Source organism: Enterobacter sp. ECC_219_Taxon_10 (genome assembly GCF_058354905.1).
In genome coordinates, this window is the sequence record NZ_CM178005.1 from 315,110 (window position 1) to 331,168 (window position 16,059).

The 16,059-nt window shown below is 57.8% G+C and carries 16 protein-coding genes; 13 read left to right on the plus strand and 3 right to left on the minus strand.

What is annotated here, in order from left to right; genetic code table 11:
- Positions 1–21: 21 nt before the first annotated feature.
- On the minus strand, positions 22–411 hold the full coding sequence (panM, locus tag AC4ICF_RS01370; RefSeq protein WP_059355744.1) for an aspartate 1-decarboxylase autocleavage activator PanM: 390 nt from the start codon (positions 409–411) through the stop codon (positions 22–24).
- Positions 412–835: 424 nt separating this feature from the next.
- Here panM and livK point away from each other — a divergent pair, with 424 nt between their 5' ends.
- The 10 genes from livK (at position 836) to ugpQ (ending at position 10,997) form a co-directional block, all read left to right on the plus strand.
- Positions 836–1,945, plus strand: coding sequence for a high-affinity branched-chain amino acid ABC transporter substrate-binding protein LivK (gene livK / locus AC4ICF_RS01375; RefSeq protein ID WP_116343990.1), 1,110 nt, complete (start codon positions 836–838; stop codon positions 1,943–1,945).
- Between the two features lie 46 nt (positions 1,946–1,991).
- Positions 1,992–2,918, plus strand: a complete 927-nt coding sequence (gene livH / locus AC4ICF_RS01380) for a high-affinity branched-chain amino acid ABC transporter permease LivH (protein WP_013099131.1) — start codon at positions 1,992–1,994, stop codon at positions 2,916–2,918.
- The gene (locus tag AC4ICF_RS01385; protein WP_316380626.1) at positions 2,915–4,192 is read left to right on the plus strand and encodes a high-affinity branched-chain amino acid ABC transporter permease LivM; all 1,278 of its coding nucleotides are present in this window, start codon (positions 2,915–2,917) and stop codon (positions 4,190–4,192) included. Before livH ends, AC4ICF_RS01385 begins: the two co-directional genes overlap by 4 nt.
- The gene (gene livG, locus AC4ICF_RS01390) at positions 4,189–4,956 is read left to right on the plus strand and encodes a high-affinity branched-chain amino acid ABC transporter ATP-binding protein LivG (RefSeq protein WP_023310024.1); all 768 of its coding nucleotides are present in this window, start codon (positions 4,189–4,191) and stop codon (positions 4,954–4,956) included. The genes AC4ICF_RS01385 and livG overlap by 4 nt, the downstream gene beginning before the upstream one ends.
- 1 nt (position 4,957) lies before the next feature.
- On the plus strand, positions 4,958–5,671 hold the full coding sequence (gene livF / locus AC4ICF_RS01395; protein ID WP_032650575.1) for a high-affinity branched-chain amino acid ABC transporter ATP-binding protein LivF: 714 nt from the start codon (positions 4,958–4,960) through the stop codon (positions 5,669–5,671).
- Between the two features lie 351 nt (positions 5,672–6,022).
- A complete protein-coding gene (ugpB, locus tag AC4ICF_RS01400) occupies positions 6,023–7,339 on the plus strand; it encodes a sn-glycerol-3-phosphate ABC transporter substrate-binding protein UgpB (RefSeq protein ID WP_023326491.1) in 1,317 nt (438 codons plus the stop codon).
- 113 nt (positions 7,340–7,452) lie between these two features.
- Positions 7,453–8,340: a sn-glycerol-3-phosphate ABC transporter permease UgpA gene (gene ugpA / locus AC4ICF_RS01405; protein ID WP_166709774.1), complete on the plus strand. Its 888-nt coding sequence runs from the start codon at positions 7,453–7,455 to the stop codon at positions 8,338–8,340.
- A complete protein-coding gene (ugpE, locus tag AC4ICF_RS01410) occupies positions 8,337–9,182 on the plus strand; it encodes a sn-glycerol-3-phosphate ABC transporter permease UgpE (protein ID WP_013099125.1) in 846 nt (281 codons plus the stop codon). The genes ugpA and ugpE overlap by 4 nt, the downstream gene beginning before the upstream one ends.
- A gap of 1 nt (position 9,183) precedes the next feature.
- Positions 9,184–10,254: a sn-glycerol-3-phosphate import ATP-binding protein UgpC gene (locus AC4ICF_RS01415; protein ID WP_116343993.1), complete on the plus strand. Its 1,071-nt coding sequence runs from the start codon at positions 9,184–9,186 to the stop codon at positions 10,252–10,254.
- Entirely contained in the window at positions 10,251–10,997 is a 747-nt protein-coding gene (gene ugpQ, locus AC4ICF_RS01420) for a glycerophosphodiester phosphodiesterase (protein ID WP_316380625.1), read from the plus strand. The genes AC4ICF_RS01415 and ugpQ overlap by 4 nt, the downstream gene beginning before the upstream one ends.
- On the opposite strand, the gene AC4ICF_RS01425 is transcribed toward ugpQ, so the two are convergent.
- Entirely contained in the window at positions 10,981–11,358 is a 378-nt protein-coding gene (locus AC4ICF_RS01425; RefSeq protein ID WP_023326493.1) for a DUF2756 family protein, read from the minus strand. The genes ugpQ and AC4ICF_RS01425 overlap by 17 nt on opposite strands.
- 123 nt (positions 11,359–11,481) lie before the next feature.
- Here AC4ICF_RS01425 and ggt point away from each other — a divergent pair, with 123 nt between their 5' ends.
- Entirely contained in the window at positions 11,482–13,227 is a 1,746-nt protein-coding gene (ggt, locus tag AC4ICF_RS01430; protein ID WP_316380624.1) for a gamma-glutamyltransferase, read from the plus strand.
- 88 nt (positions 13,228–13,315) lie between these two features.
- Here ggt and yhhY read toward each other — a convergent pair whose 3' ends face one another.
- A complete protein-coding gene (yhhY, locus tag AC4ICF_RS01435; RefSeq protein ID WP_045143059.1) occupies positions 13,316–13,804 on the minus strand; it encodes an N-acetyltransferase in 489 nt (162 codons plus the stop codon).
- A gap of 309 nt (positions 13,805–14,113) precedes the next feature.
- Here yhhY and AC4ICF_RS01440 point away from each other — a divergent pair, with 309 nt between their 5' ends.
- A complete protein-coding gene (locus tag AC4ICF_RS01440) occupies positions 14,114–15,151 on the plus strand; it encodes an oxidoreductase (RefSeq protein WP_316380623.1) in 1,038 nt (345 codons plus the stop codon).
- A 123-nt stretch (positions 15,152–15,274) separates the two neighbouring features.
- A complete protein-coding gene (locus tag AC4ICF_RS01445) occupies positions 15,275–15,970 on the plus strand; it encodes a pirin family protein (RefSeq protein ID WP_003861565.1) in 696 nt (231 codons plus the stop codon).
- Positions 15,971–16,059 lie beyond the last annotated feature (89 nt).

The window sequence follows — 16,059 nt, forward strand, 5'->3', positions numbered from 1 at the left end:
GCACAGATCAGGCCGCACAAATCAACTCTGGCGCTTCTCCCACCCGCTCTCCTGCGCCGTAAACCCTAACGCCTGCATAAACGCCGCCATCACGCCGCGGTCTTCCACGCCCACGTCGGCCATCCACCATGAGTTCACGTTCGGGTTTTCGCGGATCACTTCTTCAATTAAATACTGTCCCACACCGCGACGACGGGTCACGTCACGTACGCGCAGCGAGTCCAGCGCCCCCTCCGTGCCGCTCAGGGTCACGCGAACCGCAGCCAGCAAGCGCTCGTTAAAGCGCGCGGCATAAATGCGATGGTTCTCGTCGACATGCAGTGACGAAGGGGAATATTCCGGCCAGATCTTGCCCAGGTCGATATGATCCTGGTCGCTAAAGGTCACCAGACGCACGATAGTCAGTTTCATTAGCTACTTGTCCAAATCAAATTGAGTAGGGGCAGTGTACTCAATTTATTCACTCAGCGGCTTCCTCTTTTTATTCTCATTAACCAGGTGATTAGTTTTTTAGCAATGCAATGGGCAGTGTGAAAACACATGGATCGAAAAATAAGCAGAATTTTAACCTGAAAGGCAGTGTTTTATTCGGCGCTTTGTACCGTTATTTTATGCTGCAAACTGCACTTTTATTTGTTTATCTCTGCCTGATTTCAGAATATTATCTTTGCTTAATCGCCTGAAAAATAGAGATTTTAGTCTGGTTTTTGATAAAAACCTGCGCTAAACCATTAAAGGCACTGGTAAAAATAGCGTTGTTCATTAAAAGTACAGAATGCTTTTTAACCATAATAAAACAAAATATAAACACGATATCACGAATGGGGATTCAGAGATGAAAAGGAACGCGAAGACGTTAATCGCGGGGATGGTCGCACTGTCGATCTCGCATGCCGCTATGGCGGAGGACATTAAAGTTGCGGTAGTGGGTGCGATGTCCGGCCCTGTTGCCCAGTGGGGTGACATGGAGTTCAACGGCGCGCGCCAGGCCATTAAAGACATCAACGCTAAGGGCGGCATCAAGGGCGACAAGCTGGTGGGCGTGGAATATGACGACGCGTGCGATCCGAAACAGGCCGTCGCGGTCGCCAACAAAATCGTCAACGACGGTATCCAGTACGTGATCGGCCACCTGTGTTCATCTTCCACCCAGCCGGCGTCTGATATCTACGAAGACGAAGGCATCCTGATGATCACCCCTGGAGCAACTAACCCTGAGCTGACCCAGCGCGGATACCAGCACATTATGCGTACCGCCGGTCTGGACTCCTCGCAGGGGCCCACCGCGGCGAAATACATTCTCGACACCGTTAAGCCAAAGCGTATTGCTATCATTCATGACAAACAGCAGTACGGCGAAGGCCTGGCGCGCTCCGTTCAGGACGGCCTGAAAAAAGGCGGCGCGAACATCGTCTTCTTCGACGGCATTACCGCCGGTGAGAAAGACTTCTCCGCGCTGATCGCCCGTCTGCAAAAAGAGAATATCGACTTCGTTTACTACGGCGGCTACTACCCGGAGATGGGTCAAATGCTGCGCCAGGCGCGCGCCACCGGTCTGAAAACCCAATTTATGGGGCCAGAGGGCGTGGGCAACGCCTCCCTGTCAAACATCGCGGGGGATTCTGCCGAAGGCATGCTGGTGACGATGCCAAAACGCTATGACCAGGATCCGGCCAACAAGGCTATCGTGGATGCGCTCAAGGCGCAGAAGAAGGATCCGAGCGGTCCATACGTCTGGATCACCTACGCGGCCGTGCAGTCTCTGGCGACGGCCCTGGATCGTACCGGCAGCAAAGAACCGCTGGATCTGGTGAAAGATTTAAAAGCGCACGGGGCGAACACCGTGATTGGGCCGCTGAACTGGGATGAGAAAGGCGATCTGAAGGGATTTGAGTTTGGTGTCTTTAAGTGGCACGCCGACGGTTCGTCCTCGGCCGCCAAATAATTATCCCACCGCCCGGCTCACCGGGCGGGTATAAAAAGGTTTGCATATGTCCGAGCAGTTTCTCTATTTCCTGCAGCAGATGTTTAACGGCGTCACGCTGGGAAGCACCTACGCGCTGATCGCCATCGGTTACACGATGGTTTACGGCATTATCGGTATGATCAACTTCGCCCACGGCGAGGTGTACATGATCGGTAGCTACGTCTCCTTTATGATCATTGCCGCGCTGATGATGATGGGCATCGACAGCAGCTGGCTGCTGGTCGCCGCCGGGTTTGTCGGCGCGATTGTGATTGCCAGCGCCTACGGCTGGAGCATTGAGCGCGTGGCCTACCGGCCGGTGCGCAGCTCCAAGCGTCTGATTGCGCTGATCTCCGCGATCGGGATGTCCATCTTCCTGCAAAACTACGTCAGCCTGACCGAAGGCTCGCGTGACGTGGCGCTGCCAAGCCTGTTTAACGGCCAGTGGATTGTAGGGGCCAGCGAAAACTTCTCGGCCTCTATCACCACCATGCAGCTGGTTATCTGGGTCGTGACCTTTATCGCCATGCTCGCCCTGACCCTGTTCATTCGCTACTCACGCATGGGACGCGCCTGCCGCGCCTGCGCGGAAGACCTGAAGATGGCGAGCCTGCTCGGCATCAACACTGACCGCGTGATTGCCCTGACCTTCGTGATTGGCGCGGCGATGGCGGCGGTGGCGGGTGTCCTGCTCGGCCAGTTCTACGGCGTGATTAACCCGTACATCGGTTTTATGGCCGGGATGAAAGCCTTCACCGCGGCGGTACTGGGCGGTATCGGCAGTATTCCGGGCGCGATGATCGGTGGCCTGATCCTGGGCGTGGCGGAAGCGCTCTCCTCGGCGTACCTGAGCACGGAATATAAAGACGTGGTGTCGTTTGCCCTGCTGATTCTGGTTCTGCTGGTGATGCCTACCGGTATTCTGGGCCGTCCGGAGGTAGAGAAAGTATGAAACCGATGCATTTTGCAATGGCGCTGCTCTCTGCCGCTATGTTCTTCGTGCTGGCCAGCGTCTTTATGGGCGTCCAGCTTGAGCTGAATGGCACCAAACTCGTTGTCGATACCGCGGCTGATATTCGCTGGCAGTGGGTATTTATCGGCACTGCCGTGGTATTCCTGTTCCAGCTGCTGCGCCCGCTGTTCCAGAAGACGCTGAAAAATATCTCCGGACCGAAATTCGTGCTGCCGGCAATCGACGGCTCTACCATTAAGCAGAAGCTGTTCCTCGTGGCGCTGCTGGTGGCCGCCGTGGCGTGGCCGTTTGTGGTGTCGCGTGGCACCGTGGATATCGCCACCCTGACCATGATCTACGTAATTCTCGGTCTCGGTCTGAACGTGGTGGTGGGGCTCTCTGGCCTGCTGGTGCTGGGCTACGGCGGCTTTTACGCCATCGGCGCCTACACCTTCGCGCTGCTGAACCACTACTACGGCCTCGGCTTCTGGACCTGCCTGCCGCTGGCGGGGCTGGTCTCTGCCGCCGCGGGCTTCCTGCTCGGCTTCCCGGTGCTGCGCCTGCGTGGTGACTACCTGGCGATTGTGACCTTAGGCTTCGGAGAAATCGTCCGTATCCTGCTGCTGAATAACACCGAAGTGACCGGCGGCCCGAACGGCATCAGCCAGATCCCGAAACCGACCTTCTTCGGACTGGAATTTAGCCGTACCGCCCGCGAAGGCGGCTGGGACACCTTCAGCAACTTCTTTGGCATCAAGTATGACCCGTCCGACCGCGTGATCTGGCTTTACCTGGTGGCGCTGCTGCTGGTGGTGATTACCCTGTTCGTGATCAACCGTCTGCTGCGCATGCCACTGGGCCGCGCGTGGGAAGCGCTGCGTGAAGATGAGATCGCCTGCCGCTCTCTGGGCCTGAACCCGACCCGCATCAAGCTGACCGCGTTCACCATCAGCGCCGCGTTTGCCGGTTTCGCCGGAACGCTGTTTGCCGCGCGTCAGGGCTTCGTCAGCCCGGAATCGTTCACCTTTGCCGAATCTGCCTTTGTGCTGGCGATTGTGGTGCTTGGCGGGATGGGCTCGCAGTTTGCCGTTATCCTCGCGGCCATCCTGCTGGTGGTCTCGCGCGAGCTGATGCGCGACTTTAACGAATACAGCATGCTGATGCTGGGTGGTTTGATGGTGCTGATGATGATCTGGCGTCCGCAGGGCTTACTGCCGATGACCCGTCCACAGCTGAAGCTGAAGAACGGGCAAGCGAAAGGAGAGCAGGCATGAGTCAGCCATTATTATCCGTTAACGGTCTGATGATGCGTTTTGGCGGCCTGCTGGCAGTCAACAACGTGAATCTTGACCTGCACAAGAAAGAGATTGTCTCCCTGATTGGCCCGAACGGGGCGGGGAAAACCACGGTCTTCAACTGCCTGACCGGCTTCTACAAGCCGACGGGCGGCACCATCATGCTGCGCGATCAGCACCTTGAAGGGCTGCCGGGCCAGCAGATTGCCCGCATGGGCGTGGTGCGTACCTTCCAGCACGTGCGTCTGTTCCGCGAGATGACGGTGATTGAGAACCTGCTGGTGGCGCAGCATCAGCAGCTGAAAACCGGGCTGTTCTCCGGCCTGCTGAAAACCCCGGCCTTTCGCCGCGCGCAGGATGAAGCGCTCGATCGCGCCGCCACCTGGCTGGACCGAATTGGCCTGCTGCAGCACGCCAACCGTCAGGCGAGCAATCTGGCCTATGGCGATCAGCGTCGCCTGGAGATTGTGCGCTGCATGGTCACCCAGCCGGAAATCCTGATGCTCGACGAACCGGCGGCAGGGCTCAACCCGAAAGAGACCAAAGAGCTGGACGAGCTGATTGCCGAGCTGCGCGATAGTCACGACACCACCATCCTGCTGATTGAGCATGACATGAAGCTGGTGATGGGCATTTCGGACCGTATCTACGTGGTAAACCAGGGTACGCCGCTGGCGAACGGCACGCCGGAAGAGATCCGCAACAACCCGGACGTGATCCGCGCATACCTTGGTGAGGCATAAGATGGAAAAAGCGATGTTAACGTTCGACAAGGTCAACGCGCACTACGGCAAGATCCAGGCGCTGCACGACGTCAGCCTGCACATCAATCAGGGTGAAATCGTCACTCTGATAGGCGCCAACGGCGCGGGCAAAACCACGCTGCTCGGCACCCTGTGCGGCGACCCGCGCGCAACCAGCGGGCAGATAGTGTTCGATGGTAAAGACATTACCGACTGGCAGACCGCCAGAATCATGCGCGAGGCGGTGGCGATTGTTCCGGAAGGGCGTCGCGTGTTCTCACGCATGACGGTGGAAGAGAACCTGGCGATGGGCGGCTTCTTCGCTCACCGCGATGAATACCAGACCCGCATCAAGTGGGTATACGAGCTTTTCCCGCGCCTGTGGGAGCGCCGCATTCAGCGTGCGGGTACCATGTCCGGCGGTGAGCAGCAGATGCTGGCGATTGGCCGCGCGCTGATGAGCCAGCCGCGCCTGTTGCTGCTGGACGAACCGTCGCTCGGTCTGGCACCGATCATCATTCAGCAGATTTTCGACACCATTGAGCAGCTGCGTAAAGAGGGGATGACCATCTTCCTCGTCGAGCAGAACGCCAACCAGGCGCTGAAGCTCGCTGACCGTGGTTACGTGCTGGAGAACGGCCGCGTGGTGCTGGAGGATACCGGCGACGCGCTGCTGGCTAACGAAGCGGTGCGGAGCGCTTACCTGGGCGGATAGGTAAAAGCAAAAAGGCAACGTAAGTTGCCTTTTTTAGTGTTTGCTCCCTCTCCCTGTGGGAGAGGGCCGGGGTGATGGCACCAGACCGCACGAGGTAAAAGCAAAAAGGCAACGCAAGTTGCCTTTTTTAGTGTTTTCTCCCTCTCCCTGTGGGAGAGGGGCGGGGTGAGGGCACCAGACCGCACCCAATCCAACACCCCCAACCCCTTCACACAACCATCATCACCCTGACGCCTGGCTGTCACTTATCTGTAAACAAACAGTTATTTTTCTGTCATTCGAGCATGGCATGTTACCTCGCGAGCATAAAACGCGTGATATCGCGCATCCGGCACAATAAGAGAGATGACAATGACATCGTTACGACACACAGCTTTGGGTCTGGCACTGGGTCTGGCTTTTGCGACGAACGCAATGGCTGTCACCACCATTCCGTTCTGGCATTCCATGGAAGGGGAGTTGGGTAAAGAGGTTGACTCCCTGGCGCAGCGTTTCAACGACACCCATCCGGATTACAAAATTGTGCCGGTGTACAAAGGCAACTACGAGCAGAGCCTGAGCGCGGGCATCGCCGCCTTCCGTACCGGCAACGCACCGGCCCTGTTACAGGTTTATGAAGTGGGTACCGCCACCATGATGGCCTCCAAAGCCATCAAGCCGGTGTATGAAGTGTTCAAAGAAGCGGGCATCAACTTCGACGAATCCCAGTTCGTGCCGACCGTAGCGGGTTACTACACGGATTCCAAAACCGGGCACCTGCTGTCCCAGCCGTTTAACAGCTCCACACCGGTGCTGTACTACAACAAAGACGCCTTCAAAAAAGCCGGTTTAGACCCGGAGCAGCCGCCAAAAACCTGGCAGGACCTGGCGGAGTACACCGCGAAGCTGAAAGCGGCGGGGATGAAGTGCGGCTACGCCAGCGGCTGGCAGGGCTGGATCCAGATTGAAAACTTCAGCGCCTGGCACGGCCTGCCGGTTGCGACCAAAAACAACGGCTTCGACGGCACCGACGCGGTACTGGAGTTCAACAAGCCGGAGCAGGTGAAGCACATTGCGCTGCTGGAAGCACTGAACAAGAAGGGCGACTTCAGCTACTTCGGGCGTAAAGACGAATCCACCGAGAAGTTCTACAACGGCGACTGCGCCATTACCACCGCCTCGTCCGGCTCGCTGGCGGATATTCGTCACTACGCCAAATTCAATTACGGCGTGGGCATGATGCCATACGACGCAGACGTGAAGGGCGCGCCGCAGAACGCCATCATCGGCGGGGCGAGCCTGTGGGTGATGCAGGGTAAAGATAAGGGCACCTACAAAGGCGTCGCCGAATTCCTGGACTTCCTGGCCAAGCCTGAAAACGCCGCCGAGTGGCACCAGAAGACCGGCTACCTGCCCATCACCAAAGCCGCGTATGACCTGACCCGCGAGCAGGGCTTCTACAGTAAGAACCCGGGCGCGGATATCGCGACGCGTCAGATGCTGAACAAGCCGCCGTTGCCGTTCACCAAAGGGCTGCGTCTGGGCAACATGCCGCAGATCCGCACCATCGTGGATGAAGAGCTGGAAAGCGTGTGGACCGGTAAGAAAACGCCACAGCAGGCGCTGGATTCGGCGGTAGAGCGCGGGAATCAGCTGCTGCGTCGCTTTGAGCAGTCGACTAAATCGTAATTAAAACTAATCCCCTCACCCCGGCCCTCTTCCCAAAGGGGCGAGGGTGTAATCTTCCCCTCTCCCCTTTGGGGAGAGGGTTAGGGTGAGGGGAAACCAACCTGAGCAAACCTATGTCATCATCCCGTCCGGTGTTCCGTTCCCGCTGGCTGCCGTACCTGCTGGTCGCGCCGCAGCTGGCCATCACCGTTATTTTCTTTATCTGGCCTGCGGGCGAAGCGCTGTGGTACTCGGTACAAAGCGTCGATCCGTTCGGGCTTTCCAGCCAGTTTGTTGGCCTGGACAACTTCACCGCGCTGTTCCATGACAGCTACTACCTGGACTCCTTCTGGACGACGATGAAGTTCAGCGCGCTGGTCACCGTCAGCGGCCTGGTTGCCTCGCTGTTTTTCGCCGCGCTGGTGGATTACGTGGTGCGCGGCAGCCGCCTGTATCAGACCCTGATGCTGCTGCCTTATGCCGTAGCGCCCGCCGTCGCCGCCGTGCTGTGGATCTTCCTGTTTAACCCGGGACGCGGGTTGATTACCCATTTTCTGGCCGAACTGGGCTACGACTGGAACCACGCCCAGAACAGCGGCCAGGCGATGTTCCTGGTGGTGTTCGCCTCGGTGTGGAAGCAGATCAGCTACAACTTCCTGTTCTTCTTTGCCGCGCTGCAGTCCATCCCGCGCTCGCTGGTGGAAGCGGCGGCAATTGACGGCGCAGGGCCCATTCGCCGCTTCTTCAGGCTGTCGCTGCCGCTGATCGCCCCGGTGAGCTTCTTCCTGCTGGTGGTTAACCTCGTGTACGCCTTCTTCGACACCTTCCCGGTGATCGACGCGGCCACCGCAGGCGGTCCGGTACAGGCGACCACCACGCTGATTTACAAAATTTACCGCGAAGGCTTTGCCGGGCTGGATCTCTCCGCCTCTGCCGCACAGTCCGTCGTGCTGATGTTCCTCGTCATCATCCTCACGGTGGTGCAGTTCCGCTACGTTGAAAGTAAGGTGCGCTACCAATGATTGAGAACCGTCGCGGGCTGACGATTTTCAGCCATACCATGCTGATTTTAGGGATTATCGTCATCCTCTTCCCGCTGTACGTGGCCTTTGTCGCCGCCACGCTGGACACCAAAGCGGTGTTCGACACGCCGATGACGCTGATCCCAGGCACACATCTTTTCGAGAACATGAAGACCATCTGGACCCAGGGCGTGGGCGCCAACAGCGCGCCGTTCTGGCTGATGATGCTCAACAGCTTCATCATGGCGTTTGGCATTACGGTCGGCAAAATCACGGTATCGATGCTCTCGGCCTTCGCCATTGTCTGGTTCCGCTTTCCGCTGCGGAACCTCTTTTTCTGGATGATTTTCATCACCCTGATGCTGCCGGTGGAGGTGCGTATCTTCCCGACGGTGGAAGTGATCGCCAACCTGAAGATGCTCGACAGCTACGCGGGCTTAACGCTGCCGCTGATGGCCTCGGCGACCGCCACCTTCCTGTTCCGCCAGTTCTTTATGACCCTGCCGGACGAGCTGATCGAAGCGGCGCGCATCGACGGCGCGTCGCCGATGCGTTTCTTCCGCGACATCGTGCTGCCGCTGTCGAAAACCAACCTTGCGGCGCTGTTTGTGATCACCTTTATCTACGGCTGGAACCAGTACCTGTGGCCGCTGCTGATTATTCAGGACGTCAACCTCGGCACCGCCGTGGCGGGCATTAAGGGCATGATCGCCACCGGCGAAGGCACCACCCTCTGGAACCAGGTGATGGCGGCGATGCTGCTCACCCTTATCCCACCCGTAGTCATTGTTTTAGCCATGCAGCGTGCGTTTGTCCGTGGCCTGGTCGATAGCGAGAAATAAGATGGCAGGTTTAAAACTTCAGGCAGTAACCAAAAGCTGGGACGGCAAAACCCAGGTTATTCAGCCGTTAACGCTCGACGTGGCGGACGGGGAATTCATCGTGATGGTCGGCCCGTCCGGCTGTGGCAAATCCACGCTGCTGCGCATGGTGGCGGGGCTGGAGCGCGTGACCTCCGGGGATATCTGGATTGACCGCCAGCGCGTCACCGAAATGGAGCCGAAAGACAGAGGCATTGCGATGGTGTTCCAGAACTACGCCCTCTATCCGCACATGAGCGTTGAAGAGAACATGGCCTGGGGGCTGAAAATCCGCGGCATGGGCAAAGGCCATATCGACGAGCGCGTGAAAGAGGCGGCGCGCATTCTGGAACTCGATGGCCTGCTCAAGCGCCGCCCGCGCGAGCTCTCCGGTGGCCAGCGCCAGCGCGTGGCGATGGGGCGCGCCATCGTGCGCGATCCGGCGGTATTCCTCTTTGACGAGCCGCTCTCCAACCTTGACGCCAAGCTGCGCGTGCAGATGCGTCTTGAGCTACAGCAGCTGCACCGTCGTCTGAAAACCACCTCCCTGTATGTGACCCACGATCAGGTCGAAGCCATGACGCTCGCGCAGCGCGTAATGGTGATGAACAAAGGCATCGCCGAGCAGATTGGCACCCCGGTGGAAGTGTACGAGAAACCGGCCACCCGCTTTGTGGCGAGCTTTATCGGCAGCCCGGCGATGAACCTGCTGGAAGGGCGTATCAGCAGCGCGGGCACGCATTTTGAGCTGGAAAGCGGGATGGCATTGCCGATCAACTGGTACTATCGTGGCTACGCCGGGCGTAAGATGACGCTCGGTATCCGCCCGGAGCATATTGCTTTAACCTCTCAGGCGGACGGCGGCGTGCCGCTGGTGATGGACACGCTGGAGATGTTGGGTGCAGATAACCTGGCGCACGGGCGCTGGGGGGATCAAAAAATGGTGGTGCGCCTGGCGCATCAGGAACGCCCGAAAGCGGGTAGCACGCTGTGGCTGCACCTGCCGGAAAACCATCTGCACCTGTTTGACGGTGAAACAGGACAACGAGTATGAGCAACTGGCCTTATCCCCACGTCGTCGCCCACCGGGGCGGCGGTAAGCTGGCGCCGGAGAACACCCTGGCGGCGATTGATGTTGGCGCGCGCTACGGTCACACGATGATCGAGTTCGACGCCAAGCTGTCGAAAGACGGCGAGATTTTCCTGCTGCATGACGATAACCTCGAACGCACCAGCAACGGCTGGGGCGTGGCGGGCGAGCTGCCGTGGCGCGATCTGCTGAAGGTGGACGCCGGAAGCTGGTACAGCGGCGAATTCAAAGGCGAACCGCTGCCGCTGCTGGCGGAAGTGGCGGACCGCTGTCGCCAGCACGGTATGATGGCCAATATCGAAATCAAACCGACCACCGGCACCGGGCCGCTGACGGGCAAAGTGATTGCCCTTGCCGCGCGTGAGCTGTGGGAAGGAATGACCGCGCCGCTGCTCTCCTCGTTTGAAATTAACGCGCTGGAAGCGGCACAGGCAGCCGTGCCGGAGCTGCCGCGCGGGCTGCTGCTTGACGAGTGGCGCGAGGACTGGCGCGAGCTGACGATGCGCTTAGCGTGTGTTTCTATTCATCTTAATCATAAGCTGCTGGATGAGGCGCGAGTGAAGATGCTGAAGGACGCGGGTCTGCATATTCTGGTCTACACCGTTAACAAACCCCAGCGTGCAGCCGAGCTGCTGCGCTGGGGCGTGGACAGCATCTGTACCGATGCAATCGACCTGATCGGCCCGGACTTTAGTTCTGCGGATTAAGCATACTGCCGTTCGACTGCGGCGGCAGCATATGCTGCTGTCCGCTGCCTGACGACGTCATCCCCCCTAACATCCCGCCGTTTTTATTCGGCAGCGGCTGCTCGCGCACTTGTCCCTGCTGCACGCGCTGGGTGTTGGCGTTCATCTGGTTTTGCAGGCTCTGCTGCTGCATCTGGGTCTGCGTTCTCAGCTGCTGATTCAGCATCCCTTTCTGCTGCTGTTGCTGGCTCATCATCTCGGTCTGCATACGCTGCTGGCTCGGGATAACATACCCCTGCTGGTTCGGGTTATTCATGGTGTTGAGCGGCTGTGCGAGCGCGGCAAACGGGATCAGCGCCGTAAGAATCATCAAGCGTTTCATTGTCATTTCCTCCTCTTGAGGCCTCTCTTAAGTTTACCCTGATTTCACCATGACGATGATTTTTTAGGAGTTGTGAACCAGGCTTAAGCGGGGAATATGGATCCCTTCACCTGGAGAACAATAATGATGAAACCAACCTTCTTGCGCTGGGTCGCCATCGCCGCGCTGATGGCAGGCGGTACATTTAGCGTGGCGGCCAACCCGCCGGCGGCGCCTCCGGTCTCTTACGGCGTGGAGGAAGATGTTTTCCATCCCGTGCGGGCAACCCATGGCATGGTGGCATCGGTGGATGCGCTGGCAACCCGCGTGGGTGTCGATATTCTCAAACAGGGCGGTAACGCGGTGGATGCTGCGGTCGCCGTCGGCTATGCGCTGGCGGTGACGCACCCGCAGGCGGGGAACCTGGGCGGCGGCGGCTTTATGATGCTGCGCACCAAAGACGGGAAAACCACCGCCATCGACTTCCGCGAAATGGCGCCTTCTCAGGCGTCCCGGGATATGTTCCTCGACGACCAGGGTAACCCTGACAGCAAAAAATCCCTGACCTCCCATCTCGCCTCCGGCACGCCGGGCACCGTTGCGGGCTTCTCGCTGGCGCTGGAAAAATACGGCACGATGCCGCTGAATAAAGTGGTGCAGCCTGCCATCAAGCTGGCGCGCGACGGCTTTGTGGTGAATGATGCCCTGGCGGACGATCTCAAGACCTACGGCAGCGAAGTTATTCCCAATCATGAAAACAGCAAGGCCATCTTCTGGAAAGACGGCGAGCCGCTGAAGAAGGGCGATAAGCTGGTGCAGAAGAACCTCGCCAAAAGCCTGGAGCTGATTGCGGAGCACGGTCCGGACGCGTTCTATAAAGGGGCGATTGCCGATCAGATTGCACAAGAGATGCAGAAGAACGGCGGGCTCATCACCAAAGCGGATCTGGCGGAATACAGGGCGGTGGAGCGCGAGCCGATTAGCGGCACCTATCGCGGGTACGAGGTCTTCTCCATGCCGCCGCCGTCTTCCGGCGGGATCCACATCGTGCAGATCCTCAATATTCTTGAAAACTTCGATATGCACAAGTTCGGCTTCGGCAGCGCGGACGCCATGCAGGTGATGGCGGAAGCGGAAAAACGCGCCTACGCTGACCGCTCGGAATATCTCGGCGATCCGGACTTCGTGAAGGTGCCGTGGCAGGCGCTGACCAACAAGGCGTATGCCAAATCCATTGCGGAACAGATCGACATCAACAAGGCCAAACCGTCGAGCGAGATCCGCCCCGGCAAGCTGGCGCCGTATGAAAGCAACCAGACGACGCACTTCTCGGTGGTGGATAAAGACGGTAATGCGGTGGCGGTGACGTACACGCTCAACACCACCTTCGGCACCGGGATTGTGGCGGGCAACAGTGGCATTCTGCTGAACAACGAGATGGATGACTTCTCCGCCAAGCCGGGCGTGCCGAACGTCTACGGGCTGGTTGGCGGCGATGCGAATGCGGTTGGGCCGAAGAAACGTCCGCTGTCGTCCATGTCGCCCACAATCGTTGTGAAAGACGGTAAAACCTGGCTGGTGACCGGCAGTCCTGGCGGCAGCCGGATTATCACTACCGTGCTGCAGATGGTGGTGAACAGCATCGACTTTGGGATGAACATTGCCGAAGCCACCAACGCCCCGCGTTTCCATCATCAGTGGCTTCCGGACGAACTGCGCGTGGAGAAGGGCTTTAGCCCGGACACCATCAAGCTGCTGGAGCAGCGCGGACAGAAGGTGGCGGTGAAAGAGGCGATGGGCAGCACCCAGAGCATTATGGTCGGGCCGGATGGGGCGCTGTTCGGGGCGTCGGATCCGCGGTCGGTGGATGATTTGACGGCGGGGTATTGATATGTTGCCGGGTGGCGGCTTCGCCTTACCCGGCCTACGTGTTTCATTCCCTCTCCCTGTGGGAGAGGGTTAGGGTGAGGGCAACAAACTACTTCATCCGCGCCATATAATACGCATCCACATATTCACCGTTGCGCAGGGCATAGCGTTTGCCGGTGCCTTCAATTTCGAACCCGTGTTTTTTGTACACCGCAATCGCTGGTTCGTTATCGACAAACACCGTTAGCTCAATGCGGTCAACGCGCAGCCAGTTATCGCACATATCAATCATGGTGCGCATCAGCGCGCTGGCAACGCCCCGGTTTTGCCACTGTGCGCCCACACAAATCCCAAAATCAGCCACATGGCTGCGGCGCGGGCGTTGCGCGACGACGATGCACAGATGGCCGGCGACGTGACCGTCTATGCAGGCGACGAGCTGCTTAATGCCAGGCTGGTCGGATAGCCGCTCCTGCCACATTTGCTCAGAGGGATGAGGAACCTGTAGCGTGTTGTGGTACACCTCCGGCTGGGCGTGGATCTGACGAATGGCGTCATAATCTTTCGGTTCCGCGTGGCGTATCACTATCTCACTCATTCCTTGTTCCTCAGTCAGTTAAAAGTCCCCTCCAACATCAATGACTTTAAAATTTGAGTCAACCGCTATTTTTTGCAAAAAGTATTGGACAAGTGCGAATGAGAATGATTATTATTGCTTTGCATTCAGGAAGACCCCTACGGGAACCTGAAAGCACGACATTGCTCACATTGCTTCCAGTATTACTTTAGCCAGCTTCTCGCTGGCTTTTTTTTGCCCTTTTTCTCCCTCTCCCCGTGGGAGAGGGCTGGGGTGAGGGCAAAACATGCGCTATGGTAAAACCCAGTAACCTTCCAAAAGGACTGAGCTATGACACTACATTGCGCATTTATTGGATTTGGTAAAAGTACGACCCGCTACCACCTTCCGTATGTCCTCCACCGTAAAGATACCTGGCATGTGGCCCATATCTACCGTCGCAGCGCGAAGCCGGAAGAGCAATCTCCGCAGTATTCCCATATTCATTTTACCAGCGATCTGAACGAGGTATTGAATGACCCGCAGGTAAAGCTGGTGGTCGTCTGCACCCACGCCGACAGTCATTTTGAGTATGCGAAACGCGCGCTGGAAGCGGGCAAAAACGTGCTGGTGGAAAAGCCGTTCACCCCGACCATTGCCGAAGCGAAGGAACTGTTCGCGCTGGCGAAAAGCAAAGGGCTGACCGTGATGCCGTATCAGAACCGCCGCTTTGACAGCTGCTTCCTGACGGCGAAAAAAGCGATTGGAAGCGGCAGGTTGGGCGACATTGTGGAAATTGAAAGCCACTTCGATTACTACCGTCCGGTGGCGGAATCCCAGCCCGGCCTGCCGCAGGACGGCTCGTTCTATGGTCTGGGCGTGCACACCATGGACCAGATCATCTCCCTGTTTGGCCGCCCGGACCACGTGGCGTATGACATCCGCAGCCTGCGTAATAAAGCCAACCCGGACGACACCTTTGAAGCGCAGCTGTTCTACGGCGACCTGAAAGCCATCGTCAAAACCAGCCATCTGGTGAAAATCGACTACCCGAAATTTATCGTTCACGGTACCAAAGGTTCGTTTATCAAATACGGTATCGACCAGCAGGAGACCAGCCTGAAGGCCAATATCATGCCCGGTGAGCCTGGCTTTGCGGCGGACGATTCCGTGGGCGTGCTGGAGTATGTGAACGACGAGGGCGTGACGGTCAAAGAAACGCTGAAACCGGAAACCGGCGACTATGGCCGCGTCTACGATGCGCTGTTTGAGACCCTCACAAACGGCACGGCGAATTACGTCAAGGAATCTGACGTTCTGACCAACCTGGAAATCCTTGAGCGGGCCTTCGAGCAGGCCTCTCCTGCCACGATAACCCTCGCGAAATAAGCAAAAACGGCTCCTCTACGCTTTTTCATAATTTTTGAACAGAGGAGTCAATTTTCACCCTCTATGATCCCCGGCCGTTTGCGTCCACACTTACTCCATCGAAACGAACTGAGGGTGAAAACAATGATCTACTTACGCAAAGCAAACGAACGTGGTCACGCAAATCATGGCTGGCTGGACTCATGGCATTCATTCTCGTTTGCCGACTACTACGACCCGAACTTCATGGGCTTCTCCGCACTGCGCGTGATTAACGACGACGTGATTGATGCAGGCCAGGGCTTCGGTACCCACCCGCACAAAGACATGGAAATTCTGACCTATGTGCTGGAAGGGGCGGTTGAGCACCAGGACAGCATGGGCAACAAAGAACAGGTTCCGGCGGGAGAGTTCCAGATTATGAGCGCGGGTACCGGGGTGCGTCATTCCGAGTACAACCCGAGTAAAACGGAAAAACTGCACCTGTATCAAATCTGGATCATTCCAGAAGAGACCGGCATCACGCCGCGCTACGAGCAGCGCCGCTTTGACGCGAAACAGGGCAAACAGCTGGTGCTGTCCCCGGACGCGCGTGAAGGTTCCCTGAAGGTGCATCAGGATATGGAGCTTTACCGCTGGGCGCTGGCAAAAGACGAACAGTCTGTGCACCAGATTGCCGCCAACCGCCGCGTCTGGATCCAGGTGGTGAAAGGTGAAGTGTCCATTAACGGCACCAAAGCCACCACCGCCGATGGTCTGGCCGTCTGGGATGAGCAGGCGCTCTCCGTACATGCCGACAGCGAAAGTGAAATCCTGCTGTTTGACCTGCCTCCGGTCTAAATAATTTCTCAACCTTCCCTTTAAACGGGGAAGGTTGAGCTTTGTCCGTGATAAACTGAGCAAATCTCTCACTTCAAGATTTCTCAGGA